21 protein-coding genes and 1 other RNA gene are annotated in these 24,240 nt (G+C 62.8%); 8 read left to right on the plus strand and 14 right to left on the minus strand.

The window, feature by feature from the left end; genetic code table 11:
• On the minus strand, nucleotides 1-675 hold the full coding sequence (gene rpiA / locus NFG57_RS00100; protein ID WP_045990979.1) for a ribose-5-phosphate isomerase RpiA: 675 nt from the start codon (nucleotides 673-675) through the stop codon (nucleotides 1-3).
• Between the two features lie 204 nt (nucleotides 676-879).
• On the opposite strand from rpiA, the gene ilvA reads away from it, so the two are divergent.
• Entirely contained in the window at nucleotides 880-2,442 is a 1,563-nt protein-coding gene (gene ilvA / locus NFG57_RS00105; RefSeq protein ID WP_260425355.1) for a threonine ammonia-lyase, biosynthetic, read from the plus strand.
• Nucleotides 2,443-2,829: 387 nt separating this feature from the next.
• Here ilvA and NFG57_RS00110 read toward each other — a convergent pair whose 3' ends face one another.
• The 3 genes from NFG57_RS00110 to NFG57_RS00120 form a co-directional block, all read right to left on the minus strand.
• Complete coding sequence (locus tag NFG57_RS00110; RefSeq protein WP_124804520.1) at nucleotides 2,830-3,483, minus strand: 5-formyltetrahydrofolate cyclo-ligase; 654 nt, start codon at nucleotides 3,481-3,483, stop codon at nucleotides 2,830-2,832.
• Between the two features lie 3 nt (nucleotides 3,484-3,486).
• Nucleotides 3,487-3,671: non-coding RNA, 6S RNA (ssrS, locus tag NFG57_RS00115), on the minus strand.
• A 210-nt stretch (nucleotides 3,672-3,881) separates the two neighbouring features.
• Nucleotides 3,882-4,193, minus strand: a complete 312-nt coding sequence (locus NFG57_RS00120; RefSeq protein WP_045990982.1) for a cell division protein ZapA — start codon at nucleotides 4,191-4,193, stop codon at nucleotides 3,882-3,884.
• A gap of 232 nt (nucleotides 4,194-4,425) precedes the next feature.
• On the opposite strand from NFG57_RS00120, the gene NFG57_RS00125 reads away from it, so the two are divergent.
• The 3 genes from NFG57_RS00125 to NFG57_RS00135 all read left to right on the plus strand — a co-directional run bounded on the left by NFG57_RS00125 (nucleotide 4,426) and on the right by NFG57_RS00135 (nucleotide 8,326).
• Nucleotides 4,426-5,010: a YecA family protein gene (locus NFG57_RS00125; protein WP_348815115.1), complete on the plus strand. Its 585-nt coding sequence runs from the start codon at nucleotides 4,426-4,428 to the stop codon at nucleotides 5,008-5,010.
• A gap of 473 nt (nucleotides 5,011-5,483) precedes the next feature.
• Nucleotides 5,484-6,812, plus strand: a complete 1,329-nt coding sequence (ubiH, locus tag NFG57_RS00130) for a 2-octaprenyl-6-methoxyphenyl hydroxylase (RefSeq protein WP_348815116.1) — start codon at nucleotides 5,484-5,486, stop codon at nucleotides 6,810-6,812.
• A 251-nt stretch (nucleotides 6,813-7,063) separates the two neighbouring features.
• Nucleotides 7,064-8,326, plus strand: a complete 1,263-nt coding sequence (locus NFG57_RS00135) for a UbiH/UbiF/VisC/COQ6 family ubiquinone biosynthesis hydroxylase (protein WP_348815117.1) — start codon at nucleotides 7,064-7,066, stop codon at nucleotides 8,324-8,326.
• Between the two features lie 39 nt (nucleotides 8,327-8,365).
• Here the strand turns inward: NFG57_RS00135 and NFG57_RS00140 are convergent, their stop codons facing one another.
• From NFG57_RS00140 to gpmI, 3 genes are all read right to left on the minus strand, one after another.
• Complete coding sequence (locus NFG57_RS00140; protein WP_348815118.1) at nucleotides 8,366-9,670, minus strand: S41 family peptidase; 1,305 nt, start codon at nucleotides 9,668-9,670, stop codon at nucleotides 8,366-8,368.
• Between the two features lie 71 nt (nucleotides 9,671-9,741).
• A complete protein-coding gene (locus tag NFG57_RS00145) occupies nucleotides 9,742-10,848 on the minus strand; it encodes a peptidoglycan DD-metalloendopeptidase family protein (RefSeq protein WP_253554826.1) in 1,107 nt (368 codons plus the stop codon).
• Nucleotides 10,849-11,015: 167 nt separating this feature from the next.
• Complete coding sequence (gpmI, locus tag NFG57_RS00150) at nucleotides 11,016-12,587, minus strand: 2,3-bisphosphoglycerate-independent phosphoglycerate mutase (RefSeq protein ID WP_108449612.1); 1,572 nt, start codon at nucleotides 12,585-12,587, stop codon at nucleotides 11,016-11,018.
• A gap of 494 nt (nucleotides 12,588-13,081) precedes the next feature.
• Between gpmI and NFG57_RS00155 the strand changes: the two genes are divergently transcribed.
• From NFG57_RS00155 to NFG57_RS00165, 3 genes are read left to right on the plus strand one after another with little or no spacing between them, the layout of a single operon-like run.
• Nucleotides 13,082-13,504, plus strand: coding sequence for a rhodanese-like domain-containing protein (locus NFG57_RS00155; RefSeq protein WP_045990988.1), 423 nt, complete (start codon nucleotides 13,082-13,084; stop codon nucleotides 13,502-13,504).
• A gap of 43 nt (nucleotides 13,505-13,547) precedes the next feature.
• Nucleotides 13,548-14,090, plus strand: a complete 543-nt coding sequence (gene secB / locus NFG57_RS00160; RefSeq protein ID WP_045990989.1) for a protein-export chaperone SecB — start codon at nucleotides 13,548-13,550, stop codon at nucleotides 14,088-14,090.
• Nucleotides 14,090-14,830 carry a 16S rRNA (uracil(1498)-N(3))-methyltransferase gene (locus tag NFG57_RS00165; RefSeq protein WP_348815119.1) on the plus strand — a complete coding sequence of 247 codons (741 nt, stop codon included), beginning with the start codon at nucleotides 14,090-14,092 and terminating at the stop codon, nucleotides 14,828-14,830. Before secB ends, NFG57_RS00165 begins: the two co-directional genes overlap by 1 nt.
• A 127-nt stretch (nucleotides 14,831-14,957) precedes the next feature.
• On the opposite strand, the gene NFG57_RS00170 is transcribed toward NFG57_RS00165, so the two are convergent.
• Nucleotides 14,958-15,443, minus strand: coding sequence for a helix-turn-helix domain-containing protein (locus tag NFG57_RS00170; protein WP_287163653.1), 486 nt, complete (start codon nucleotides 15,441-15,443; stop codon nucleotides 14,958-14,960).
• Nucleotides 15,444-15,597: 154 nt separating this feature from the next.
• On the opposite strand from NFG57_RS00170, the gene NFG57_RS00175 reads away from it, so the two are divergent.
• Complete coding sequence (locus tag NFG57_RS00175; protein WP_287163652.1) at nucleotides 15,598-16,086, plus strand: DUF2938 domain-containing protein; 489 nt, start codon at nucleotides 15,598-15,600, stop codon at nucleotides 16,084-16,086.
• Between the two features lie 402 nt (nucleotides 16,087-16,488).
• Here the strand turns inward: NFG57_RS00175 and NFG57_RS00180 are convergent, their stop codons facing one another.
• The 6 genes from NFG57_RS00180 to NFG57_RS00205 all read right to left on the minus strand — a co-directional run bounded on the left by NFG57_RS00180 (nucleotide 16,489) and on the right by NFG57_RS00205 (nucleotide 24,077).
• Nucleotides 16,489-17,541 carry an Ldh family oxidoreductase gene (locus tag NFG57_RS00180; protein WP_253029205.1) on the minus strand — a complete coding sequence of 351 codons (1,053 nt, stop codon included), beginning with the start codon at nucleotides 17,539-17,541 and terminating at the stop codon, nucleotides 16,489-16,491.
• Nucleotides 17,538-19,052 carry a tripartite tricarboxylate transporter permease gene (locus NFG57_RS00185; RefSeq protein WP_045995208.1) on the minus strand — a complete coding sequence of 505 codons (1,515 nt, stop codon included), beginning with the start codon at nucleotides 19,050-19,052 and terminating at the stop codon, nucleotides 17,538-17,540. The genes NFG57_RS00180 and NFG57_RS00185 overlap by 4 nt, the downstream gene beginning before the upstream one ends.
• 3 nt (nucleotides 19,053-19,055) lie before the next feature.
• A complete protein-coding gene (locus NFG57_RS00190) occupies nucleotides 19,056-19,526 on the minus strand; it encodes a tripartite tricarboxylate transporter TctB family protein (RefSeq protein ID WP_348815120.1) in 471 nt (156 codons plus the stop codon).
• 10 nt (nucleotides 19,527-19,536) lie between these two features.
• Nucleotides 19,537-20,517: a tripartite tricarboxylate transporter substrate binding protein gene (locus NFG57_RS00195; protein WP_045995210.1), complete on the minus strand. Its 981-nt coding sequence runs from the start codon at nucleotides 20,515-20,517 to the stop codon at nucleotides 19,537-19,539.
• 600 nt (nucleotides 20,518-21,117) lie between these two features.
• Nucleotides 21,118-22,176 (minus strand): GntR family transcriptional regulator, encoded by a 1,059-nt coding sequence (locus NFG57_RS00200; RefSeq protein ID WP_239452634.1) that lies wholly within the window; start codon nucleotides 22,174-22,176, stop codon nucleotides 21,118-21,120.
• Nucleotides 22,177-22,547: 371 nt separating this feature from the next.
• Nucleotides 22,548-24,077 (minus strand): altronate dehydratase family protein, encoded by a 1,530-nt coding sequence (locus tag NFG57_RS00205; RefSeq protein ID WP_348815121.1) that lies wholly within the window; start codon nucleotides 24,075-24,077, stop codon nucleotides 22,548-22,550.
• Between the last annotated feature and the right edge of the window lie 163 nt (nucleotides 24,078-24,240).

The following is a 24,240-nucleotide window of genomic DNA, read 5'->3' on the forward strand; positions in this document are numbered from 1 at the left end:
TCAGGCGGGTAGATGCCGGCTGATGCCGTCGGCGCCGCCGATCAGCAGGATATCCGCCGGACGAGCGGCGAACAGGCCGTTGGTCACCACTCCGACGATCGCGTTGATGCGGGTCTCCAGGGCGACGGGGTCATCGATGTCGAGGCCGTAGCAGTCGATGATCTGATTGCCGTTGTCGGTGACCACGCCCTCGCGGTAGACCGGATCGGCGCCAAGCTTGACCAGTTCCCGGGCGACGTAGGAACGGGCCATGGGAATCACCTCGATGGGCAGCGGGAAGTCGCCCAGGCGCTCGACCCGCTTGGAGGCGTCGGCGATGCAGATGAAGGTCTTGCAGCAGGCCGCCACGATCTTCTCGCGGGTCAGCGCGGCACCCCCACCCTTGATCATCTGTAGGTGAGCGTTCACTTCGTCGGCGCCGTCGACATAGACCGGCATGGTGCCGACTTCATTGAGCTCGTAGACGTCGATGCCGTGCCCCTTCAATCGTTGGGCGCTGGCCTCGCTGCTGGCCACCGCTCCGCGGAAGTCCCCGCGCAGCTCTGCCAGGCGGTCGATGAAGCAGTTGGCGGTGGAGCCGGTACCGACACCGATCACGATGTCACGGCCGAGCATCGGGCGGACCTCGTCGATGGCGGCGGCAGCGACGGCGTCCTTGAGTTCGTCCTGGGTCATGGAATACCTGCGATGGGGAGCGTGAGAAGAGGAAAGCTGCGGCCATTATAGGGCATCGCGAAACACGGAAGAAACGCTGTGTGGCGTGTCACTGTGGTGCCTGGGCTCCGCCCGTTTCTGCCTTCATCGCGGTTGCGTCAGCTCGGCACCGAGGCAAGCAATGTCTGCCTGGGGTGGCTGGCGCTGGACGTTGGGCGTGAGGCGATGCTAACAATAGGGGTTTTGCCCGCCTCCCTCACGCTGGATACCAGAATGCTCGAAGCTACCGTCAAGAAGATTCTCCAGGCCCGGGTCTACGAAGCCGCCCGAGAAACGCCGATCTCACCTGCGCCCATGCTGTCGCGACGGTTCAACAATCAGATTCTGATCAAGCGTGAAGACCTTCAGCCGGTGCACTCCTTCAAGGTGCGCGGTGCCTACAATCGCATGGCCCACCTGACCGATGAGCAGAAAGCCAAGGGTGTGATCGCAGCCTCCGCCGGGAACCATGCCCAGGGCCTGGCACTGGCGGCCAAGCAGATGGGCGTCAAGGCAGTGATCGTGATGCCGCGCATCACCCCGGAGATCAAGGTGGCTGCGGTACGTGGCTGGGGCGCCAAGGTCATCCTCAAGGGCGACGCCTTCGCCGCCGCCGCAGAGCACGCCCAGGAGCTGGTCGAGGCCCACGGCTACACCTATATCCCGCCGTTTGACGATATCGATGTGGTCGCCGGACAGGGCACCGTGGCCATGGAGATCCTGCGTCAGCACAGCGGCCCCATCGATGCGGTGTTTATTCCGGTGGGCGGTGGTGGCCTGATCGCCGGCATGGCGGCCTACATCAAGTACCTGCGCCCGGAGATCAAGGTGATCGGGGTGGAAGCCGAGGACAGCGCCTGCCTGAAGGCCGCGCTGGAGGCCGGTGAGAGGGTCATCCTTGAACAGGTCGGCGTGTTCGCCGAGGGCGTGGCGGTAGCGCAGATCGGCGAGATTCCCTTTTCCCTGATGCGTGACCTGGTGGACCAGGTGATCACCGTCAACACCGACGAGATGTGTGCGGCGGTGAAGGATATCTTCGAGGATACCCGGGCGGTGTCCGAGACCTCCGGCGCGCTGTCGCTGGCCGGTCTCAAGAAGTATATCCAGGAGACCGGGGCCGAGGGCCAGACCCTGATATGCATCAACTCCGGCGCCAACACCAACTTCGATCGGCTCCAGCACATCGCCGAGCGCACCGAACTTGGCGAACAGCGCGAGGCGATCCTGGCGGTGACCATTCCCGAGCGTCCAGGCAGTTTCAAGAAGTTCTGCCGCACCATCGGCAAGCGCATGGTCACCGAATTCAACTATCGCTACGCCGATGCCGACCAGGCCCACATCTTCGTCGGCATACAGGTCAAGCCGGGCGGCGAGGATCGCCAGGCGCTGATCGGCAAGCTGATCGAGGCGGGCTACCCGGTCGAGGATCTGACCGACAACGAACTGGCCAAGCTGCATATCCGTCATCTGGGCGGCGGCAGGCCCCGTACCGAGTTCACCGAGGAAGTCTATCGCTTCGAATTTCCCGAGCGCCCAGGCGCGCTGATGAACTTCCTGACCCACCTCCCCCAGGACTGGAATATCTCGCTGTTTCACTACCGCAACCACGGTGCTGCCTATGGTCGGGTGCTGGTCGGCATGCAGATTCCCAACGGGGATCGTTCCCACGTCGAGGAACATTTTGACGCCATTGGCTATCGCTATTGGAAGGAAAGTGACAATCCCGCCTACCAACTGTTTATGGCATAGCCATGGCGGGATGACGTCTTGGAAGTCGAGGCAAAGCGGCGTATCCTGCGCGCGCAAGCGCTGACTTACTTGCTGGGCATGATGACGCCTGGCTGACGGGCTTCATCGTGGAAGCGTGATGATTGCCATACATGGGTGATCACCCTATAGTCTGAGTCAGTCGCTTTGACCACAACATCAAGACAATACGGCAAGCGGCCGTATGAAGGGAGTCAGGAATGAAACGCAAGCCCGATCTGATCATGTCACTGGTGCTGGTGTTCGGCCTGGGAGTCGTGGCAACCGGCTACGCCCAGGCGCTGGTGGGAGGTTGAGGCACCAGGCACCATGGTCACGACATCGGCATAGATCCAACTCCGGCCGCCCTCAGGGGCGGCCGGAGGCGTTTCAGGCAGGGCGGATCACTCTGCGATCACTGACGATGGCGTTCAGCGGCACGTCCCAGGAGGCCACCGGCAGGCGTTCGACGCGCTGGACGTCATGGGCCAGGCCGATCAGGCGTGGCCTGGGGCCGCCCTGTCCGCTGTCGGGATGGGCGAAGGCCAGGGTGCGATCGTAGAAGCCTCCACCCATGCCCAGGCGCTGGCCGGCGTCGTCGAAGCCCACCAGCGGTAGAAGGATGGCGTCCAGCGCCCAGGGCGGCAGACGGCGCGACGGATGGGCGCCGTGACGGCTGCAGGGTTCGCTGATGCCGAAGCGATTGGCGACCATGGGGGTGTGCTCGTCGTAGCGGACGAACCACAGGCGATTGTCGCTCAGGGGGCGCAGCACCGGAAGATAGGCCTGGGCGCGCCGCTGGCGTAGCCAGTCGAGCAGGGGGCGAGGATCGATCTCCCCGTCATTGGGCAGGTAGAGCGCCACGCGACGGGCACTCAGCAGTTCAGGAAGGCGACGCAGGCGAGCCAATAGTGACTGGCTGGCGGCCTGCTGCTGGCGCGGGCTCAGGGCCCGGCGGCGGCGTCGCAGTTCGCGCCGCAGCTCGGTACGTGACAAGTGTCCGAGCGTCATCTGTGCGTCAATGGAAGAGCGCAGATCGTTCATTCGAGGTTCCCCAGAGTGCCGCTGTCGTTCTGGCCCTTGAACCCATAGGTTCAAGGTGGGTGGCCGCAGCCGAGCCGTCAGGCTTTCCGTCGCACGGACTTGCACACGGGCCCGGCTAGCATTTGGCCCCCTGGGTACTGCGCATAGGCTCGAGGGACTGTAACGACTGGCGCACACCCCAGGGAACTCCTCCATGCTACCAGACCGGGGCCTGGCGCCAAAGTGAAGATGCCTTCGAGTGCTTGGGGAGGCAGTGTCGACCAGGCGCGCTGGTCGCGAGACACCAGCAAGGAGGTGAGGTGCTGGCACGGCTCTCGCAGATGAGGCGGGGTGCGGACCACCGGGGCGGTACGGGACGTGATGCGGGCTCAGGTACCGAAAGCCCTGATCAGCCTTGATCAGACGTCGGAATCGCGACTCGGCGCCTTGGCGAGCGCCTGTTCCAGGCGGGTGTTCAGTTCGCTCAGACTGGCTTCGCCTGCACGCTTCTCGTCACGCAGGCCCAGCAGTTCGTGGGCCAGGTTGAGTGCAGCCATGATGGCGATCTTCTCCCGATCCACCACCTTGCCCTGGGCGTGGATCCCCTGCATGGCCTGGTCCAGATAGCGGGCAGCACGCTCCAGTCCCTCCTGCTCCTCGGGGGCACAGGCGATGGTGTAGGGGCGTTCTAGCAGCGTAATGTCGGTGGTATGCCGCTTGGTGTCATTCATGGGCCTGGCTCCGGGGCGGGCCTTGGCTAACGCAGCGCCGAACGGGCAGGATGCGTTACCATCGGGGATCGATTGCGAGTCACTATAAGAGAGCCTTCAGCGGGGGGTCAACGCGACACCTCAAGACGGGAGCACCGACGGCGCTTGCCGATGCCATGGGCAAGCGGCTTCTGGTCACCCCGGGGGCGCCGCGGTATTGCCACCCTGAACCTCTTCTTCAGCGGATATCATCATGTCTTTGATCAACGAACGCCAGGACTTCTCCACCATCGCCGACACCTTTTTGCTGCATGGCAGCATGCAGTCGCCGGCCTTTCTCGACGGGCGCCTGTGCGCGGCACTCGGCCTGCACGACCTCACCGCCGAGGCCTGGCTCGAGGAGGTCTGCCTGACCCTCGGGGTCGACCAGCCCAGAGACGAGCCCAGCGCTGAACGCCTGCTCGGCTGGCGCCGCCAGACCCTGGACGCCCTGGCCAGCACTGAGCTGAACTTCGAACCGCTGCTGCCTGACGAGATGTTCTCGCTGGCCGAGCGTGCCCAGGGCCTCAAGGAGTGGACCCTCGGCTTTCTCGAAGTGGTGGAGGAAGCAGGCGACGCGCCCAGAAAGAAGTGGTCCGAGCCGCTCAGGGAGGCCATCGAGGATCTCGCGGGTTTGGCCGCCATCGAGACCGATATCGACGACAGCGCCGAGAACGAAAACGACCTCTTTGCCCTGACCGAACACGCCCGCATGGCGGCGATGCTGCTCTATACCGAACAGCACCCTGGCACCCCGCAGGTCGAGCAGGTCGACGAGACGCCTCCCACCACCCACTGACGCTTGCCAAAGTCCCGAACGATGCCTGCAAAGTTCGGGATTTTTCCCTCCTTTTCCCGTCGCCAGAGCCTGCTATGCTGGATGGTGTGATCGATCCGGCAGCGCACTTCTAGGCTCGGGTCGCCGGCGAATCGGCCGCTTACCTGTCCTTGGCGATCATGCCTTTCTCGGCGATCACACCTTTCTCATCGGTGCGTGGCTCTGGTGTGTTGGACTCTTCTCGCCGCCGCCGCTGGTCGACGACCGGGTAGTCGAGGATCGGGTAGTCGTGGACCGGATGATCGTCGGATTACCGCGCACATGGGTGCGCCAATTTTCCAGAAGAGTGTCGTGTCACAGGTCCTGTAAGGGAGGGATGGTGGTGGTTGAGGTATAAATCAGGGTGCTGTTTCGCCAGAGCAGTTGGTGGTTTTATAGCCAACTAGCACGCTAATAAATGTTTGATTACGTAAAGTTATTACAGGAATACAGTAATGCCGCAAGACACCCCCGAGAGCACTGTGGAACCAACGGCAAGCCGCCTTTCAGCGAACGCCCCTCAGGCGTCTTGCCAGGAAGGTGGCCATGCGGTCGAGCGGGTCGACGTGGCGATCATCGGCGGGGGGCTGGTGGGGGCGAGCCTGGGGGCGGCCCTGGCGGAATTGATCGAACATTCCGGCCTCAAGGTCGCGGTGGTCGAGGCCGCACCGATGGCACCGCTCGCACCGTCGCCGCAGGAAGCAGCGCCTTCGGCGGGAGAAGACGACGCCTGGCAGCCAAGCTTCGACGCCCGCGCCAGCGCCATTGCGGCGGGGTCCGCCGCGCACTTTTCGCGCCTCGGGGTGTGGTCGGCCATGGCCGCGAAGGCCAGCGCGATCTCGCTGATCCATGTCAGTGAGAAGGGGCGCCTTGGTGCGACGCGCCTGCGTGCCGACGAAATGGGCGTCGAGGCGCTCGGCTACGTGGTACCCAACGCCTGGATGGGGCGGGTGCTGCACCGCCGCCTGGCCGAACTGCCGCTCGACTGGCACTGTCCGGCTCGGGTGGAGCGTATCGAACCCGTGGCCGCAGGCCATCGTCTGTGGTTGTCCAGCGGCAGCGTGCTGGAGGCCGGCCTGACCGTGCTGGCCGACGGCGGTCGCTCTGGCCTCAAGGAGGCGCTGGGGATCGAGAGCGATGCGGCCCCCTACGATCAGGTGGCAATGATCGCCAATGTCGCGGTCGGGCGCCCCCACCAGGGCGTCGCCTACGAGCGCTTCACACGGCAAGGCCCGATGGCGCTGCTGCCGCTGCCGGGACAGGCCATGGAGCTGGTGTGGACCCATGAAAAGGGCAGCGAACAGCGCCGTCTGGCATTGTCGGACCGCGCCTTTCTCGAAGAGCTGCAGGCCGCCTTTGGCGATCGAGCCGGCGCCTTCGTCAAGGTCGGCCAGCGTCACGTTTACCCGCTGTCGCTGGTCACCGCGCGGGAGACGACACGGCCGGGACTGGCGGTGCTGGGCAACGCCGCCCATGCCCTGCACCCGGTGGCGGGCCAGGGCTTCAACCTCGCGCTGCGAGGGGTGATCGACCTGGTCGAGGCCATCGAGCAAGGGCTCGAGGCCGGCCAGGCGCCTGGCAGCGCGGCGACCCTGGCCGCCTTCGAGCGACGCCGCGAAGCGGACCAGCGCAATGTGGTGCGCTTCAGCGACGGCCTGATTCGGCTGTTCGGCATCGACCAGCCACTGCTGTCCCACGCCCGTGCCGCGGGATTGATTGGCCTGAACCTCGCAGGGCCGCTGAGGCGGGGCCTCGCCAGGCGGGCCATGGGCAGCGAACGATAATTGGGTAGGGCAACCCTGGCCCGCGTGTCATCTGGCCTACAGGACCTTCCCGTGGCGTCAGGCAGCCTTCAGGCACTGACCCTGAAAGCCTGGCGGTCGAGCATAGGATTGTCCTTGGCGGTACACTGGGTGCGCTGCGTTGCCGCGACCCTGAGGGCGAATCCGCAAAGGACCCCTGAGGGCGAATCCGCAAAGGCACGTGGTGCAAGCGAGTCAGTGATCGTCAGGAAGACTGGGAGAGCGAGACGCCGATGAAGGAGCAGGCAGAGGGTTCAGCCGCCAAGGCAGCGCCGACGGGAGTCGATGTGGTGATCGCCGGTATCGGCATGGTAGGTGCCGTACTGGCCGTGCTGCTGGCACGGGAAGGCTGGACAGTCGCCATGGTGGACCCGCGTCCGGGCCCGCTGGACTCGGATGACCTGCCGGGCAGTGTGCCGGCGCCCCGCGTCAGCGCCCTGACCCCGGTGTCTCGACGGTTGCTGGAAGGCCTCGGTGCCTGGCCGCGCATCGACGCCTGGCGCGCCACGCCCTACACCGCCATGCAGGTGTGGGACGCCGAGGGCTCCGGCGAGGTCGGCTTTCGCGCCGATCAGGCCGGGGTGCCGGTGCTTGGCCATATCGTCGAGAACGATGTGATTCTGGCGGCGCTGGAAGCCGAACTGTCGAGGCTGCCTCAGGTGCAGCGCCTGCATGGTCGCAAGGTGGTGGCGCTGGACGACGGCGCCGTTCGTCGGCGGGTGACCCTGGATGATGGCAGCGTGCTGGCCGCCCCGCTGGTGGTCGGCGCCGACGGTGCACGTTCACCGCTGCGCGAACTGGCCGGGATAGCGGTGCGTGAGCAGGACACCGGGCAGTGCGCGCTGGTGACCACGGTGAAGACCGAGCGGCGTCACGGCGGTGTAGCCCGTCAGGCCTTTCTGGCCACCGGCCCCCTGGCCTTCCTGCCGCTGACGGTGGCGGGAGACAGCCACTACTGCTCGATCGTCTGGTCCACCACCCCGCAGGAAGCCGAACGTCTTGCGGCACTCTCGCCGGCGGCGCTGGGCCAGGCTATGGCCGAGGCGCTGGATCATCGCCTGGGGGCGGTAGAGGTGCTGGATGAGGCCAGGAGTTTTCCGCTCAGCCAGCGCCACGCAGAGCGCTACCACCTGCCGGGGCTTGCGCTGATCGGCGACGCCGCACATAGCATTCACCCCCTGGCCGGGCAGGGGGTGAATCTGGGCTTTCTCGATGCGGCGGTGCTGGCCGAAGAGTTGCTGAACGGGCGCCGTCGTGGTGTAGCACCTGGCGCCCCGAGCCTGCTGGCACGCTATGAGCGACGTCGGCGTGGCGATAACGCCATGATGCTGGTGCTGATGGAAGGCTTTCGGCGTCTGTTCGGCAGCCGCCACCCGGGCCTGACGCTGGCGCGCAACCTGGGGCTTTCCGGCGTCGACCGGTTGTCTCCGATCAAGCGCCTGATCATGCAGCAGGCCACCGGCTCACGCGGACGCCTGCCGCTTAGCTGTCGCTAGGGAGCAGGCCGAGCGCGGGCCGGGGCCTCGTCGCCCGGCCTAGCGCGTGTCGCGCTGACTGATCACGTTCAGCGCCTTCAGCAGATTCAGTGCCTCGCCCAGCTGGTAGTCGCCGTCCAGCCGATCGCTGCGGCTGCTGCCGGCGCGATCTCCACCATCGCCAAGATGTCCTTCCAGGTCAGACTCGCGAATGCGCAGGTTGCTGGTATCGGCGACCTCGAGCCGGCCGCGCACGACCTCGACGTCGGGCTCGATGCCCTGGGCCTGGATCGAGCGACCGTTAGGGGTGTAGTAGAGCGCGGTGGTCAGCTTGAGCCCTTCACCATTGCCCAGCGGCATGATCTGCTGCACCGAGCCCTTGCCGAAGCTTTCGGTGCCCATCACCACGCCTCGGCGCTGGTCCTGCAGGGCGCCGGCGACGATCTCTGCAGCGGAGGCGCTGCCGCCGTTGATCAACACCACCAGCGGCACGTCCGGCGCCGCGGTGCGTTGGGTTGCCGAAAAGCGCATGTCGCTATCGGACAGGCGCCCCTCGGTGTAGACGATCAGGCCACGGTCGAGGAAGGCGTCGGCCACGTCCACCGCCGACTGCAGTACGCCGCCGGGGTTGTTGCGCAGGTCCAGCACGATGCCTGACAGGGCCCCCTGGTCGCGCAATTCGGTCAGGGCATCCTCTACCTGCTCGCCGGTGCGGGCCTGAAACTGACTGACGCGCAGATAGCCGTAGCCGGGCTCGAGGATGTCGCTCCTCACGCTGTCGGTACGGATGATTTCCCGGGCCAGGGTGACCTCACGTGGAGCACCATCGCCGGCGCCGACCACGGTCAGGCGAATCTCGGTGCCTGGCTCGCCACGCATCATGTCCACCGCTTCCTGCAGGGATAGCCGATCGGTGGGGGTCTCGTCGATGCGCAGGATGGCGTCCTGAGCCTGTAGTCCCGCGCGCTCGGCCGGGGTGTCGTCGATCGGCGAGATCACCGTCAGCTGGCCGTCGTCGAGCCCGACCTCGATGCCGATCCCGCCAAACTCGCCTTCGGTGGTCTCCCGCAGGTTGCGATAGGCCTCGGCGTCGAGGTAACTGGAGTGGGGGTCTAGCTCCGAGAGCATGCCGCGCATGGCGTTCTTGAGCAGGGTCGCATCATCGACCTCTTCCACGTAGCCGCGCTTGATCCGCTCGAACACCTCGGAGAAGGCCTGGATCTCGCTGATCGGCAGATCATCGTCGGTCGCCTGGGCGCTGGCCAGCGAAGGCCAGGCCAGGGACGCGGCGAGGCACCACGCAAGGCAAGTCCCGGTCAGTGTCTTGAGGCGCGAGGGACGGTGGGCGGCTCGGGGTTCGGTCATGCGGTCTCCGCTCGACGTAGGGGCAAGGTTCAAGCATAGCCTTAGGCCGGATGGTTGAAAATGGCGTGTGCTCAGCGCCGCGCGATCCAGCCACCAGGATCGATGGGGTCACCGCCACGGCGTACCTCGAAATACAGCCCCGGAGCGTCGCGGCCTCCGCTGACGCCGACGCGGCCCAGTGTCTGGCCACGCTCCACACGGCTGCCGACCTCCGTCTCGAAGCGTTGCAGGTGGGCGTAGAGGGTCATCACCTGGTCGCCGTGGTCGACGATCAGCAGATTGCCGAAGCCGCGCATCCAGTCGGCGAACACCACCCGGCCGGGGTGAACCGCTTCGACCGAAGTCCCGGATGGCGCCTGAATCAGGATGCCGTTGCGGTGGACGCCGCGGGATTCGCGAAAGCGCGACAGCATCATGCCCTGCACCGGCCACGGCAGGTCGCCTCGGGTGCGCTCGATGGCGGTGGACGGCGGCGGGCGCTCGAGCCGTGCCATGGTTTCCTGCACTTCGCGCAGCACCCGCTCGGCGTGGGCCCGGTCCTGGTCCAGCGAGGCCAGCTTCGATGCCTCGGTGTCGTAGCGTTGGTCGAGCTGTGCCACCAGCGCCTGACGCTCGCGGCTCTGCCTGGCCAGGGCCTGGCTACGGGCCGCCACATCGGCCTCCAGGGAAGCCAGCTCCTCGCTGCGGTGTTCGAGCTCGCGGCGGTTGTCCTCCAGACGCTGGTCCAGTTCAGCGAGCAGATCGAGGCGCTCGTTGCGGGCGTCGGCAAGATGGTTGAGATAGGCCTGCAGGCGGTCCAGTCGTGCTGGGTCGTCCTGATTCAGCAGCAGCTTCAACTGTGGTGTCAGGCCCATGCGATAGAGCGCATCGAGTTGACGACCCAGGGCTGCCCGCTGCTCCCGGCGTTCGGCTTCCATCAGTTCTCGACGATGCGCAAGCTCGGCCATCTCCTGGTCGAGCCGGCGGCGTTCGGCCTGCAGCGTATCCAGGCGCTGATGGGTCTCGGCCAGTGCCGTTTCGACCTCGCGCAGGGCCTCGCTGGCCTGGTCGCGGGCGCTATCGGTGCTGGCCAGGCGCTGACTGGCCTCTTGAATACGCTCGCCGATGGCGTCGAGCCTTTGCCTGGCCTGCTGCTCGCTGGGACTGGCCTGAGCGAGCGGCAGGCCGGCCTGTGTCACAGGAGTGAGCGGCAGGCCTCCCAGCCACAGGACCGCTGCGCCCAGGGCGACAGCCGCGCGGACAAACCCACAACGCCGCCCCGGGCGGGGCGGCGTCGTACGTGGTGGTGGGCAGCTGCCGGGCTGGCGCCTCGATGGCGCGACTGGGGCTGCGGTGCGCAGAGGTCTCACGACAGCTCGATCAGTACCTCGCCGGTCATCTCCTCCGGCACCGACTCGCCCATCATCGTCAGCAGGGTCGGCGCCAGGTCGCACAGGCGACCGCCATCCTTTAGCCGGGCCTCGCGGCTGCCCACGTACACCAGCGGTACCGGGAAGGTGGTATGCGCAGTCTGGGGGTTGCCGGTCTCGGGGTGCACCATCTGCTCGGCGTTGCCGTGATCTGCGGTGATCAGGCAGGCACCGCCGGCGCGCTCGATCGCTTCGACCACCCGACCCACGCACTTGTCCACCGCCTCGATGGCGGCCTTGGCGGCGTTGAAGTCACCGGTATGGCCGACCATGTCGCCGTTGGCGTAGTTGCAGATGATCAGGTCAAAGCTGCCGCCGTCGATGGCGTCGACCAGGGTGTCGGTGAGCTCGAAGGCGCTCATCTCGGGCTTCTCGTCGTAGGTCTTGACGTCCTGGGGTGAAGGAATCAGCTCGCGCTTCTCGCCCTCGAATTCCTTCTCGCGGCCGCCGGAGAAGAAGAAGGTGACGTGGGCGTACTTCTCGGTCTCGGCGATGCGCAGCTGGGTCTTGCCGCGCTTCTCCATGACCTCGCCCAGGGTGTTGTTCAGGTCCGCAGGCGGGAAGGCCGAGGGCGCGGGAATATCCGCGGCGTACTGGGTCAGCATGACCAGGCCGTCGGCGGCCAGCGTCGGCTGTACTTGACGGTTGAAGCCGTCGAAGTCCTCGAGCACGAAGGCACGGGTCAGCTCGCGGGCGCGGTCGGCGCGGAAATTCAGGAACAGCACGGCATCACCGTCTTCGGCAGCGACCGGCTTGCCGTTCGGGCGCACGCTGGTGGCGGCGACGAATTCGTCGGTCTCGCCACGCTCATAAGCGGCGTCGAGGCCGGCTTCGGCGCTCTCGGCCTGGTGCTCGCCATGGCCCTCGGTGATCAGGCGATAGGCCTTCTCGACGCGGTCCCAGCGGTTGTCGCGGTCCATGGCGAAGTAGCGGCCGATGATCGAGGCGACGAAGCCATTGTCCTGACCCACCAGCTCGGCGAGCTTGGCGTTGGCGCGCTCGATGGAGGCCCTGGCGCTCTTGGGCGCGGTGTCGCGGCCGTCGAGGAAACCGTGCAGGTAGATGCGCTTGGCGCCACGCCGCGCGGCCATCTCGGCCACCGCCAGCAGGTGATCCTCGTGGCTGTGGACGCCACCGGGGGACAGCAGGCCGAGCAGGTGGACCGCCTTGTCCGCCTTCACCGCCGCGTCGATGGGCGCGGTCAGCACGGCATTGTCGTCGATCTCGCCGTCTTCGATGGCCTTGGTGATGCGGGTGAAGTCCTGGTAGACGATGCGCCCGGCGCCGAGGTTCATGTGACCGACCTCGGAGTTGCCCATCTGACCGTCCGGCAGGCCCACGTGGCGGCCATCGGTGTGGATCAGGGTGTGCGGGCGTTGCTGCCACAGGCGGTCCATGTTGGGGGTGTCGGCGGCGGCGACGGCGTTGGACGCGGCGTCTTCATTGTGTCCATAGCCGTCGAGGATGATCAGCGCCACCGGGCGCGGTGCGGTCGCAGTATCCGTCATGAGGAATTGCCTCTAGCTCAAGATGACCTCGCCCGGCATCCTTTTGTTGGCGCTCGACGCCTGGCGTCGTCGCCGGATGTCCTGGGGTGTCGTGGGTAAACGCTGGTGCCTGGCGATTCGGGAAGCGCGCCCGACAATGACATCGGCGCGTCTTCGTGAGTCTCGTGGCTTGCGGTTTCAGGCTCGCGACACGATCCTCCTTGCGGCATCATATCGCACGCTGGCAGCGGTCGTCATTGACCCGACGAGGCAGTGCCCGGAGGCAGGCGGCATCGCCCCCGAGTCGTGTATACTGGCCGCCCTGCGGCGGGTAGCGGTGATCGAGCGCGGGCAACGTACCTGCGTCTCGCGTCGTCCGGTCTGTAGACTGGACTCGCAACACCGGCCTTGAGACACAGGTCTTGTGACATAGATCTTGTAACAAAGGCTCTGGACGCCGATTTCGCCACCCAGGCCACCACCATTTTTGCATCCGACGAGAGTTAGCCGACCCCATGATCGATCAGCTGTTCGAATTTGTGCAGAATCACCCGTTGCTGGTGGCTGCCTTCCTGGCCGTGCTGACGGCCTGGCTGCTGTATGAGCTGCGCAACGCCAACGCCGGTGGCGTCACCACCAGCGAAGCGACCCAGATGGTCAACCGCGAAGACGCGGTAATTCTGGACGTTCGCGACAAGAACGACTTCAAGGCGGGACACATCGCCGGCGCTCGCAACATTCCCCAGAGCAGCCTCGATTCCCGTATCAACGAGCTCGACAAGGTCAAGGCCTCGCCCATCGTGGTGGTGTGCAAGCACGGCCAGAGCTCAGGTGCCGTGGCGGCCAAGCTCAAGAAGGCTGGCTTCGAGCGCGTGTTCAAGCTCAAGGGTGGCATGACCCAGTGGCAGACCGATAACCTGCCCATCGTCAAGAAGTGACCGTCCGCACGATTTCTGATTACCCGATTCAAGGATCTTTCTCATGGCAGACGACAACAACCAGAACGCTGGCGCCCAGGCCGCCGGTCAGCAGGATCAGGAAAAGCCGCAGGTGCAGTTCTCGCTGCAGCGCATCTACGTCAAGGACATCTCCTTCGAGGCGCCGAACTCACCTGGCGTCTTCGGTCAGCCGTTCAAGCCCAAGGTCGGCCTCGACCTGGACACCCGCAGCACCAAGGTCGCCGACGGCCTTTTCGAGGTGGTGATCAAGGTCACCGCCCAGGTCACCCACAGCGAGAGCGGCACCACCTGCTTCCTGGCCGAGATCGAACAGGCCGGCCTGTTCCGCATCACCGGCATCGAAGGTGACCAGCTCGACCACACCCTGGGTGCCTTCTGCCCCAACGTGCTGTTCCCGTACGCCCGCGAGTGTGTCGACAGCCTGGTCAATCGTGGCGGCTTCCCGCCGCTGATGCTGGCACCGGTCAACTTCGAGGCGCTCTACGCCCAGAAGAAGCGCCGTGAGGCCGAGCAGGGCGATGCTCAGGGCACTGCCCAGGGCGAGCAGGCGCCGACCGCCCACTGATGAGCGACGCCGCCTTCCAGGGCCCCCGCATCCACGTCGCCGCCGCGCTTGTCGCCGGCGGCGACGTCGTTCTGCCCGAAGGAGCCGCGCGACATGTGGGGCGCGTGCTGCGGCTCAAGCCCGGTGATTCCCTGGTGCTGTTCGACGGTCAGGGTCGCGAAGCCCGTGCCGACATCTCCGAGTCCGATCGCAAGAAAGTAAGCGTTCACATACTCGAAGTGCGCGATGGAAACGGCGAATCGCCCTTGTCCGTCCATCTCGGGCAGGCGATCTCCAAGGGTGATCGCATGGACTACGCCATCCAGAAGGCGGTGGAGCTCGGCGTCGCCGCGATCACTCCGCTGTACACCGAGCACGGCGATGTGCGCCTCAAGGGCGAGCGTGAGGCAAAGAAGCTGGCCCACTGGCAGGCGGTGGCGGTGAGCGCCTGCGAGCAGTGCGGCCGCGCCACGGTGCCCGAGGTCAGGGCCCCGCAGTCGCTGAGCGAGTGGCTGGGCCAGCGTGACGAGGCGCTCAGGCTGGTGCTCCACCCGGGTACGCCAGGCGTGCTCGAGCGCGCCGAGCGCGTCGCCAGCGCCTGCGTGCTGATCGGCCCCGAGGGTGGCCTGTCCCCGCGCGAGGTCGAGGCGGCGACGGCACAAGGGTTTGCGGCGCTGACCCTGGGACCACGGGTCCTGCGTACCGAAACCGCCCCGGTGGTGGCGCTGACGCTTCTTCAATCACGCTTCGGGGATATGTAAGTGCTTACTTTAGGCGGCCAGCGTCGTCCCGGCTGACCCGATCCGGCGTCCTGATCCGCGTGTTGAAAAAGGCCCGGCTCCTGTTTCGAGGAGTCGGGCCTTTTTTGCGCTGGTGGTAGAGATCCGTTCAGCCATCTCGCCTCAGTCTTGTTCGTCCATGCTGGGTTCTCGCCTCTTTCGCTCCATTCGCCCCTTTCGCCCCTTGTCGCCCAGGCCCCCGCGCTGACTGCCTGGCAAGCGCGATGCGCATCAGGCGCTGAAAGGTGGGGCAATCCAGGTGGCGGGGTGCGGTGCAGGTCATGGCATGGCGCAGGCCATCGCGGATCGCGCTCAATTGCTTGATGCGCCGGTCCAGGGCGTCCGCCTTGGCACCCAGTCTTTCGCGGTCGATGTCGGGTTTGCCTTCCGGGCCAAGCATGTCGCCTATCTCGGCCAGCGAAAACCCGGCCGCCTGTCCCAGGGCGATCAGCGACAGGCGTGACAGCACGTCCGGCGCAAAGACCCTCCGCAGCCCACTACGTCCGATCGAGCGGATCAGCCCGATCTCTTCGTAATAGCGCAGTTTCGACGCGGCAACGCCACTTTGCCGGGAGACCTCGGAGATGTCGAGCATGGCGCTTGACCTCAAGTTTACTTGAGGTCGTAAGCTACTTCGGCTTTGCCTGAATCTGCAAGAGAGCGCGCAACCTTGCCGTCTCTTGGCCCTCAGGATGCGTTTCTCTTCGATCGGCTCGGCAGCGGGCTCTCTTTGCTGAAGGAGTAGTGCAGTGGCAGAACTTCTGGTTGATGCCCTTTGGCTTGGCGTGGGGGCGACCGCCTTCATGGATGTCGTCGCGCTGGCGCAGCGCCGGGTACTCGGCATTCCCTCTCTGGACTACGCCCTGGTGGGGCGCTGGTTGGGTCACCTGGCGGGAGGCACTGTCGTCCATCGCCCCATCTCGGGAAGCGCGCCGATACGCGCAGAGGCGGCGCTGGGGTGGACGTTTCACTATCTTACGGGCGTGGTGTTCGCCCTGGTGTTTCTGGTACTTGCCGGATCGGATTGGCAGCAACGACCGGCGTTCGTGTCCGCGCTGGTGTTCGGTGTGGTGACGGTGCTTGCCCCGTTTCTGGTGCTGCAACCGGGGTTGGGCGCAGGCATCGCCGCCCGCAGGACCCCTCAGCCAAACATCGCCAGGCTTCGCAGCCTGACGGCGCACGCAAGCTTTGGTATCGGCCTTTGGGTAGCCGGGCTTGGGGGCATGCTCGCCTTCTAGGGCTTGTCTGAAAAGTGCCTGCGCTCGGTAATACGGCGTTAAAAATCGGCTGGTGCGCCAGCCCGGTCAAAATGCTCATTTACACCCCGTAAACTGCGCTTTCTCACCGATTTTTGCCTTGTCTAACCTTCGCTCGTCGACTTTTCGGACAGCGCCTAGGGCGCGTACGACGAGCGCCTGAGCTCTGCAATACCGGCGTGTAAATTCGTGCTAGTGAGCGCTTACATGCTGGCTGGGCGTGGTTGTCCAGCCTTTCCCCCGCAGGACGCCAATAGGCTCTCGTGAATAGCCCGGCTCATGTGAGCCGGGCTTATGTGAGCCGGGCTATCCAGGATGCCGGGACGAGGGACAATGCCCTGGTTCATTCGTCCCTGGCGCAGCATTGCGGTCAGCCTTGATGGCTCAAACGTCCAGGGTTCCTTTCAATGACGAATCCTCGATGGCGCTGCGAAGCTCTGCGACCACTTCGCCGGGAAGCGGGATGCCCTGATCGAGAAACTCGGTGCGACGCCTGAGCCCCGATTGGCCTGGCAGCCGCACAGGACGTTCGGGGTCAACGGGCTTGGCTTGCAGACAGGCTTCGACCAGGTGGTCGGTTTCGTCGAGGAAGTCGCTGCTCCCTGCAAATAGTGCCGGATCGATCACCATGACGGTCACCGAGGCCCCCCACCCACTTGGATCGTCCTTGCGTCCGAAGCCACCAAGGGCCGAGGTCAGTGCCTCGACCATCAATCCCATGGCAAAGCCCTTGTGGCCAAACTCGCGCCCACCAAGCGGGAGAATGCTGCCCTGAGGATCCGTGAAGTAGTCTTCAGGGTTGTCGCTGACGACCCCCTGGTTGCTGAGAATGACCGGATGATCGAGCCTTGAGCCCTCGGCCCTGGCCTTGGCCACGCTGCCGTTGGTGACGGTGGACATGCTGACGTCCAGCATGATCGGCTGGATTCGGCTCGGGATTCCCATGGCGATCGGGTTGGGTGTGTAGACCGGATCGAGCCCCCCATACGGCGCCACCGACTTTACCGCCGGGTCAGACGTCATGATGATCGGCATCAGCCCCTGGTCGACGAAGGGCTTCAGATAGGAGGCCAGGCAGGCAATGTGGTGGGATCGCTTGATGCTGACGATACCGATCCCCGACGTCCTGGCCGCATCAGCACTTTGCTCAAGCGCCTTCTGGACCAGGTAAGGGCCGAGGATATAGTGTCCGTCGTAGGCCGCCGCCACAGGGCTGATCTGGCGGGATTCGAGCAGCGACGCATCACCACGTGCATGGCCGGACTTCAAGTCCTTGAGGTAGCCGTTGGCCAGTTTTACCCCATGGGTATGGTGTCCCAGCAGGTCCCCCTCGATGAGGATGCTGCTGGTCGTCCGACTGACTTCTTCGGATGCGCCGGCTTCTCTGAAAAGTGTCACCAGGACATCTTCCAACCACGGTGTCGTATAGCGTCTCATGATAATTCCTGTGCCTTGTTGGAGTTGGCGTGCTTGAACTTCTTGTAGGCCATGGTCAGCAACGGCGATAGCCACAGCAGAATGACGAGGGCGCCCAGCCCTGCACTGATCGGGCGTGAAAAGAAGGCCAGCAGGTCGCCATTGCTCTTGAGCATGGAGCTCATGAAGTTGTTTTCCAGGGTAGTGCCCAACACCAGCCCCAGGATGGCGGGCGCCATCGGGAAATCGCACCTCGCCAGGATCGATGCCACCGCGCCGATAATAAGCATGATCCAGACATCGGTAATTGAATTGTTGATCGAAAATGCGCCAACGATGCAGAAGCAAAGGATAATCGGCATAAGTACCTTCCTTGGCGTCAGGATAAATACTTTTGCCGACCGTATTGCGGCATATCCAATGGGCAGCATCACCAGGTTAGCCAGGAAAAAGACGACAAAAAGCGCATAGATCAACCCACTGCCATCCATGAAGATGGTGGGGCCGGGGTTCATGCCCTTCATGTACAGCACCCCGATGACGATGGCCGTGATGGAGTCTCCCGGGATGCCGAACACCAAAGCCGGCACCCAGGCGCCGCTGATGCCAGAGTTGTTGGCGGAGCTGGCATCGACAATGCCTTCAATATGGCCCGTCCCGTATGCCTCCTTTTGCTTTGAGCGACCTTTGCCCACTGCGTAGGAAATCCAGGCGGCTATGTCGGCACCGGCGCCAGGGAGTGCCCCGATCAGGGTACCGATCGATCCTCCGCGAAACATGTTGGGCCAGTAGGCCTTCAGGTGTCCTGGAACTTGGCTGAAGACGCTATCCTTGGAAAGCGACGGCATTGCTCTACCATCGCCACGTGAACCATAGAAGAGCATCAACTCGTTGAGCGCGAACATGCCGATCATGACCGGTATGAAGTTGATCCCGGCCATGAGGTCCGGGATGCCGAAGGTAAAACGAGGAGCACCGCTCATCATGTCCAGCCCGACAGTGGACAAGAGAAGGCCGATCATCAATGACAGGAAGGCCTTTACCCTGGAGCCGATAGCGATAAAGATCGAGCAGCTCAAACCCAGCAAGGCCAGCCAGAAATACTCAAATGAACTGAACTGAAGAGCGACCTCCGCCAGTGACGGAGAAACGAAGACAAGAATAATGGTGCCGAAGATTCCACCAAATACCGAGCAAACCAGGTTGACGCCAAGGGTTTCCCGGGCCCGTCCGGACCGCGCCAGAAGGTGGGAGTCACCTACATAGGCAGCGGAGGATGGTGTGCCAGGAATGTTCAGATAGGTCGCAGGAATGTCGCCGGAGAATATCGCCATGGCAGATGTGGTCACGATCGCCGCGATAGCCGGAACCGGATCCATGTAAAAGGTGATCGGGACCAGCAAGGCCACCGCCATGGTAGCCGTAAGACCTGGTACAGCACCGACGAAAACACCAAAGACGGAGGCGGCTAGAATGACGAGCAATGTCTCGACATTGAAGACTAGCTGTAACCCTAGAAGAATGGTATCCATGACTTATCCCCAGAATCTCATCAACCCTTCGGGAAGGGGAATCATTAGGTAGGTGGAGAAAATAAAATATATGGTTAGCGATGCGAGTATGGATACAGCCAGGGATAGAAGAAGTGAAGCCTTACGGGAAAGCATAAGAACGAAAATACCAATGGCGAGGCTAACCGCTGCGCCCAGGAATTCACTGGTGAGGATATAGAAGATAATCATCACGCAGGGAAGAAGTGACGCCAGGAGCGACCGGATAGGAAGCGGCCGGTTATTGCCCGGAGTGTTACTGGCATACTGGGTCTTTAAAATGGGGACCTGCTTTACCGTTAGGAACAAACCACCTATAAGAAACCCTCCCCCAATGAGGGAGGGAAACAGAGATGGCCCAAATTGCAGGCTAGCCATCGTCGGGTACTGTTGGGCTACATAGATGACGATGCAGCCCGACAGCATGAAGGCTAGCCCCAAGATGAAATCTCTCATCTAGCAATCCTTACTTGCCCAGACCGACGTTCTCGATGATCTCACCGTAGACCGCGTCCATCTCGACCATCAGCTGGCCGAACTCTTCCGCGTTACGCCACTCGGTGCCGAACCCCTGCTGGGACATGAAGTCCTGATAGGTATCGCTGTTGTAAGCTGCTTCCAGTGCGGTCTCCAGCGTAGCGACGACCTCGGGATCCATTCCCTTTGGCCCAGCAATGCCGCGCCATTCGCCGACAAGATAGTCGCTGCCGATCGCCTCCTGGATAGTCGGAACGTCAGGGAAGCTCTCGATGCGCTCCGGTCCCATCACGCCCAGGCTCTTGGCACGTCCCGCTTCGATCATCGAACGTGCTTCAGGAACAGAGCTCGGAACGATCTCCAGGCCGCCAGCGGCAAGTTCGGTCATGGCCGGTGCGGCGCCCTGACTGGGAATCCAGGTGACGCGGTCAGCTTCCATACCCTGATCCATCAGGAAACCGGCGAAGGCCAGGTGCCAGACGCCCCCCAGACCGGTACCGGATGCCTGGAAGGTTCCCTTGGGTTCTTCCCGGATGGCTGCTACCAGGTCTTCCAGAGACTCATAGGGAGCATCTGCGCGGACCTGAATCCCCGGGTAGTCGAAGTTGATCTGCCCGATCGGGGTGTAGTCTTCGTAAGTCAGGTTGGTCAGCCCCTGCCAGTGCATCATGTTGAGCTCGCCAGTCACCAGGCCCAGCGTGTAGCCATCGGGGCGAGCCGTGGCCATGGCGCTATGACCGACGACGCCGCTGCCGCCTGTGCGGTTGACGACGTTGACCGTCTGGCCAAGCTCTTCTTCGAGTGCGGTGGCAATGGTCCGCGCGGTGGCGTCTGTGCCTCCACCGGCCGCCCAGGGGACGATGATGGTGATGGGCTTTTCCGGATAGGCAGCAAAGGCAGAACTGGAGGCTGCGAGCAACAGCGTTGCGGTGACGGTCTTGACGGTTTTTGTGTTGATTATGGCTTTCATTGGCATGCCTGGATCGTCTAATTATGGATTGTAGGGAGTAACGAATCTAGCACGCTGTGTTCATTGCGTACAATGAACGTTTTTTAGACTTTAGTTTAGTTCCCGGCCGAAAAATGGCTCTTTTGTGAGCCACGGATTCACGCGGAAGAAAAGGCGATAAGCGCTCGGGTCGGCCAAGCAAAAGATTCCCGTGGCGAGGCCGCAGAGAGGCAGAAAAGACTATAAAACCATTCAATAACAGATGGTTGCTAGCCGTCTCAATTGGCGGTGGACCATTGCTCTACCCTGGCCGACAGACACAATGGTGGACTCTTGTTGGCCACCAGCGGCTCAGATCGCCAGAAAGATGACGGCTATAAGGGAGGGTAGGCAAGAGTCATCGCCGTCTAGAAATTGGCTTTGTTAATGCAAATCCGGGATAAAAAGACGCCCCGATGCATGGCGAACCTGGTTGGAGAAGCATGGTGGTAGCAAGTCTACAAGGAGGTCCCCCAGGTGCGCGAGAGCCAGGCGCCGGTTGGGGCAGGGCACCTGGCATTGGTAGACTCTGCTTGACGAAGACAATTCGTCGTCGTCCAAGCCCCGATAGCAATGACTTCTCTATCCGCCGGGGCTGCGAAGATATTCCGGGATATCGACTTCCGGGTTATCGCGAAACTGCTCCAAACGATGCTGTACCTTGGACTCTGACGCCGTGAGATGCCTGAACAGGGAATGGCGAGCCTGAGTCGGCTTCCGCGAAAGCATCAAACTGAAAACTTCGCGATGCTCGTCAAAGAAGGGATCGCTCTGAGGAAAGTCGATCTTGCTCCCGAGAAGGTGCTTGCTTATCAAGAGTATGGGGCGGGTACGTTGAAGCATGGTAACGATTTCATCGTTACCCCCCGCTATCATGGCATGTTGATGCAGGTCGTTTTCCAGTTCGTCGAGAAGCTCTCCCCGGATGTTCGGGTATTGGTTTTCTGCGCTATCGAGCCGGTCAATGTAGCGTTTGATATCGGCACTGGGCAGTTTTTCGGTGGCTTGGGCGATCATGAAGGGCTCAAGCTGTTGTCGAGCCTCGTATAGCTGATGCAGTCTGTCATCATCCAGTGGTACCACTGTCCAGCTACTGTACTTGTTGTTTTCAACAACACCCAGGGACTGAAGGTGAAGGAGAATCTTTTGAGTCGTGGTTCGGCTAACATCGAGAAACTTTGCCAGTTTTAGTTCGTTTAGCTCCATACGACCTAGCATGGAGCAGAGAACGATATCGCGTTCGATTTCTTCGGCAAACTTTCGCCAGGAGTCGGTCCGGCGGACCGCCATCTTTCCGCTGGATTGTGCGAAGTCCTTTTCGGTGAGTTGGCGTCTGATAACGTCAGAAGGCTGACTCCCCACCAGGTAGCCCCTGCCATCAAAGCGGCTGATCTTTCCTTCGTTGTGAAGCCGTTCCAGCGTCTGACGCACAGGGGAACGACTAATCTTGAAAAGCTCGGAAATATTGCTTTCCAGCAGAACAAGCCCCGTTTCGAGGCTACCGCTTTCCATGCTCTCGGTTAATATGTGGTAGAGCTGATCCTTTAGCGTACCCATCTCGACTCTCCAATACCGTGTCGCAACAATTCTTTTTAGCTTTTGTTGTGGTGGTTTTCCGGCCTTGCGCTTGAAGCTTGCCATGATGAGATGGCGATAGTGTCAATGGAGGGGTCTACCCTTCAAGAAACCGTATTCGCTTGGCTCAGATCATTGTTCGTCGGCTTGCCTACCGCTAGCGCCAAAGGGCCTGAAGCCGAGCGCTGTAAGACTGATCGCCTGGCATCGGGCCTCGCAGGGGCGGTCTTTTCGTCGTCGGACAGACTGTCCTCGACCCATTTGGCCTTGGCCCCCCGGGGCCCGCAATACCCTGGCCGGCTAGCCCAAAGGACTGCATCGGCGAGACGTGCATCCCCTGCCTGCTGCGTACCGCCGTCACGCGCAGGGGGCACTCGCGGCAAGCTTTCGTTGCGCTGGTGTCCGTGACCCATGGCCGCTGCAGTCAAGGCGGCGGCCTAGGTCACGGCGCCGACCATCCACGGGACGAATTCATTGTTGCCATACCCCAGGGTTTCGCTAGCGCTGGATTCGCCCGATGCGACCGCGATGATCCGCTCGAAGATCATCTCGCCGACCTCTTCGACACTCGCCATGCCGTCAGCGATAACGCCACAGTTGATATCCATGTCTTCGGACATGCGTTCATACATGGCGGTATTTGTCGCGAGTTTGATGGACGGTGCTGGCTTGTAGCCTGATACCGAACCTCGCCCCGTCGTGAAGCACACCATATTGGAACCGGATGCGATCTGCCCTGTCACCGATACCGGGTCGTAGCCGGGGCTGTCCATGAAATTGAACCCCGGCTGCGTGCGCGGCTGGGCATACTCAAGTACGTCGTTGAGACTGGTCGATCCGCCCTTGGCGACGGCACCCAGCGATTTTTCCAGGATCGTCGACAGACCTCCGGCCTTGTTTCCCGGAGACGGGTTGTTATTCAGCTCGGCGCCATTGATCTCTGTGTAGTGCTTCCACCAGGCGATGCGATCCAGGAGCTTGCTTGCCACGTCCTTGCTGATGGCTCGATCCAGGAGAAGATGCTCGGCGCCATAGATTTCGGGAGTTTCGCTGAGGATCACGCTCCCACCATGCTTGACGATGAGGTCCGCAGCGTGCCCGAGGGCTGGGTTCGCGGTGATGCCCGAGTAGCCGTCTGAACCGCCGCACTGAAGCGCTACGGTAAGGTTGCTGAGAGGACTGGGTTGGCGCTCGGCTCTTGGATGGCTACGGGCCATATCGAGGATCTTCTCGCGCGCCAGTTCGATGCTTGCCCTGGTGCCGCCAACATCCTGGATGTTGAAGTAGTAGAGACGAGATGTATCGGTCAATCCCGATTTTTCCACTAATTGCTTGACCTGATTGGTCTCGCAGCCGAGACCAATGATCAATACGAAGGCGAAGTTCGGGTGTCTTGCATAGCCTGCGATGACGCGCTCCAGAAAGGCGAAGCCTTCTGTTTCGGTATTCATGGCACAGCCGGAGCCATGGGTTACCGGAACGACTCCGTCATAGCCCAGGGCTTCGACCTCTCCGGATGCATTGATCTGTTCTGCGGCCATTTTTGCGACCGTTGCCGAGCAGTTCACCGTGGAGAGGATGCCAATATAGTTTCTTGTTCCTGTCTGGCCGTCCGAGCGTAGATAACCATTGAAATGCCGCTCGCTCTCGTCGGCGTTGGTCATCGCTGCCGGCGAAAATCCTTCCAGAGAAGTGGTCCGCTCGAGCATCGAAACGTTGTGCGTATGCACATGCTCGCCCTGAGCAATGTCACTGCTGGCGTTGCCGATGACCTGGCCATATTTGGTGATGCTGTCGCCAGCAGCGATTGCCTTCAAGGCAACCTTGTGGCCCGCGTCAATATTCTGCAAGGACAGGTTCGAATCGTCGTCAATCGGCATACCTTTCGGCAGGGCACGAGTGGCGACCCCGACATTGTCCTGGGGATGCAAACGAATGACAGCAGGCGTGTTGTTAATTAGCTGCATGGACGGCCTCTGGAAGAGAAATCACAAACTGGCGGAAAGCCTATCAGCTTTGGCAATCGTGGCGATTAGACTATAGTCTCACAAAATGGTCATTGCGCGCAATGAGCATTTGCTTTAGCTTTGGCCCCGCATGCTGCCCGGTCGCCCTCACCAGGGCCGATAA

The organism is Halomonas sp. H10-59 (genome assembly GCF_040070555.1).
GTDB classification, from domain to species: Bacteria; Pseudomonadota; Gammaproteobacteria; order Pseudomonadales; family Halomonadaceae; genus Halomonas; species Halomonas litopenaei.

Excerpts from the sequence above, each read along its gene's own strand:
- NFG57_RS00190 (WP_348815120.1), bottom strand. The coding sequence starts at position 19,526 with ATGAGAGATTTCATCTTGGGGCTAGCCTTCATGCTGTCGGGCTGCATC.
- NFG57_RS00170 (WP_287163653.1), bottom strand. The coding sequence starts at position 15,443 with ATGCTCGACATCTCCGAGGTCTCCCGGCAAAGTGGCGTTGCCGCGTCG.
- rpiA (WP_045990979.1), bottom strand. The coding sequence starts at position 675 with ATGACCCAGGACGAACTCAAGGACGCCGTCGCTGCCGCCGCCATCGAC.
- NFG57_RS00165 (WP_348815119.1), top strand. The coding sequence starts at position 14,090 with ATGAGCGACGCCGCCTTCCAGGGCCCCCGCATCCACGTCGCCGCCGCG.
- ilvA (WP_260425355.1), top strand. The coding sequence starts at position 880 with ATGCTAACAATAGGGGTTTTGCCCGCCTCCCTCACGCTGGATACCAGA.
- NFG57_RS00155 (WP_045990988.1), top strand. The coding sequence starts at position 13,082 with ATGATCGATCAGCTGTTCGAATTTGTGCAGAATCACCCGTTGCTGGTG.
- gpmI (WP_108449612.1), bottom strand. The coding sequence starts at position 12,587 with ATGACGGATACTGCGACCGCACCGCGCCCGGTGGCGCTGATCATCCTC.
- NFG57_RS00185 (WP_045995208.1), bottom strand. The coding sequence starts at position 19,052 with ATGGATACCATTCTTCTAGGGTTACAGCTAGTCTTCAATGTCGAGACA.
- secB (WP_045990989.1), top strand. The coding sequence starts at position 13,548 with ATGGCAGACGACAACAACCAGAACGCTGGCGCCCAGGCCGCCGGTCAG.
- NFG57_RS00135 (WP_348815117.1), top strand. The coding sequence starts at position 7,064 with ATGAAGGAGCAGGCAGAGGGTTCAGCCGCCAAGGCAGCGCCGACGGGA.
- NFG57_RS00125 (WP_348815115.1), top strand. The coding sequence starts at position 4,426 with ATGTCTTTGATCAACGAACGCCAGGACTTCTCCACCATCGCCGACACC.
- NFG57_RS00195 (WP_045995210.1), bottom strand. The coding sequence starts at position 20,517 with ATGAAAGCCATAATCAACACAAAAACCGTCAAGACCGTCACCGCAACG.
- NFG57_RS00140 (WP_348815118.1), bottom strand. The coding sequence starts at position 9,670 with ATGACCGAACCCCGAGCCGCCCACCGTCCCTCGCGCCTCAAGACACTG.
- NFG57_RS00120 (WP_045990982.1), bottom strand. The coding sequence starts at position 4,193 with ATGAATGACACCAAGCGGCATACCACCGACATTACGCTGCTAGAACGC.
- ubiH (WP_348815116.1), top strand. The coding sequence starts at position 5,484 with ATGCCGCAAGACACCCCCGAGAGCACTGTGGAACCAACGGCAAGCCGC.
- NFG57_RS00110 (WP_124804520.1), bottom strand. The coding sequence starts at position 3,483 with ATGAACGATCTGCGCTCTTCCATTGACGCACAGATGACGCTCGGACAC.
- NFG57_RS00200 (WP_239452634.1), bottom strand. The coding sequence starts at position 22,176 with ATGGCAAGCTTCAAGCGCAAGGCCGGAAAACCACCACAACAAAAGCTA.
- NFG57_RS00205 (WP_348815121.1), bottom strand. The coding sequence starts at position 24,077 with ATGCAGCTAATTAACAACACGCCTGCTGTCATTCGTTTGCATCCCCAG.
- NFG57_RS00180 (WP_253029205.1), bottom strand. The coding sequence starts at position 17,541 with ATGAGACGCTATACGACACCGTGGTTGGAAGATGTCCTGGTGACACTT.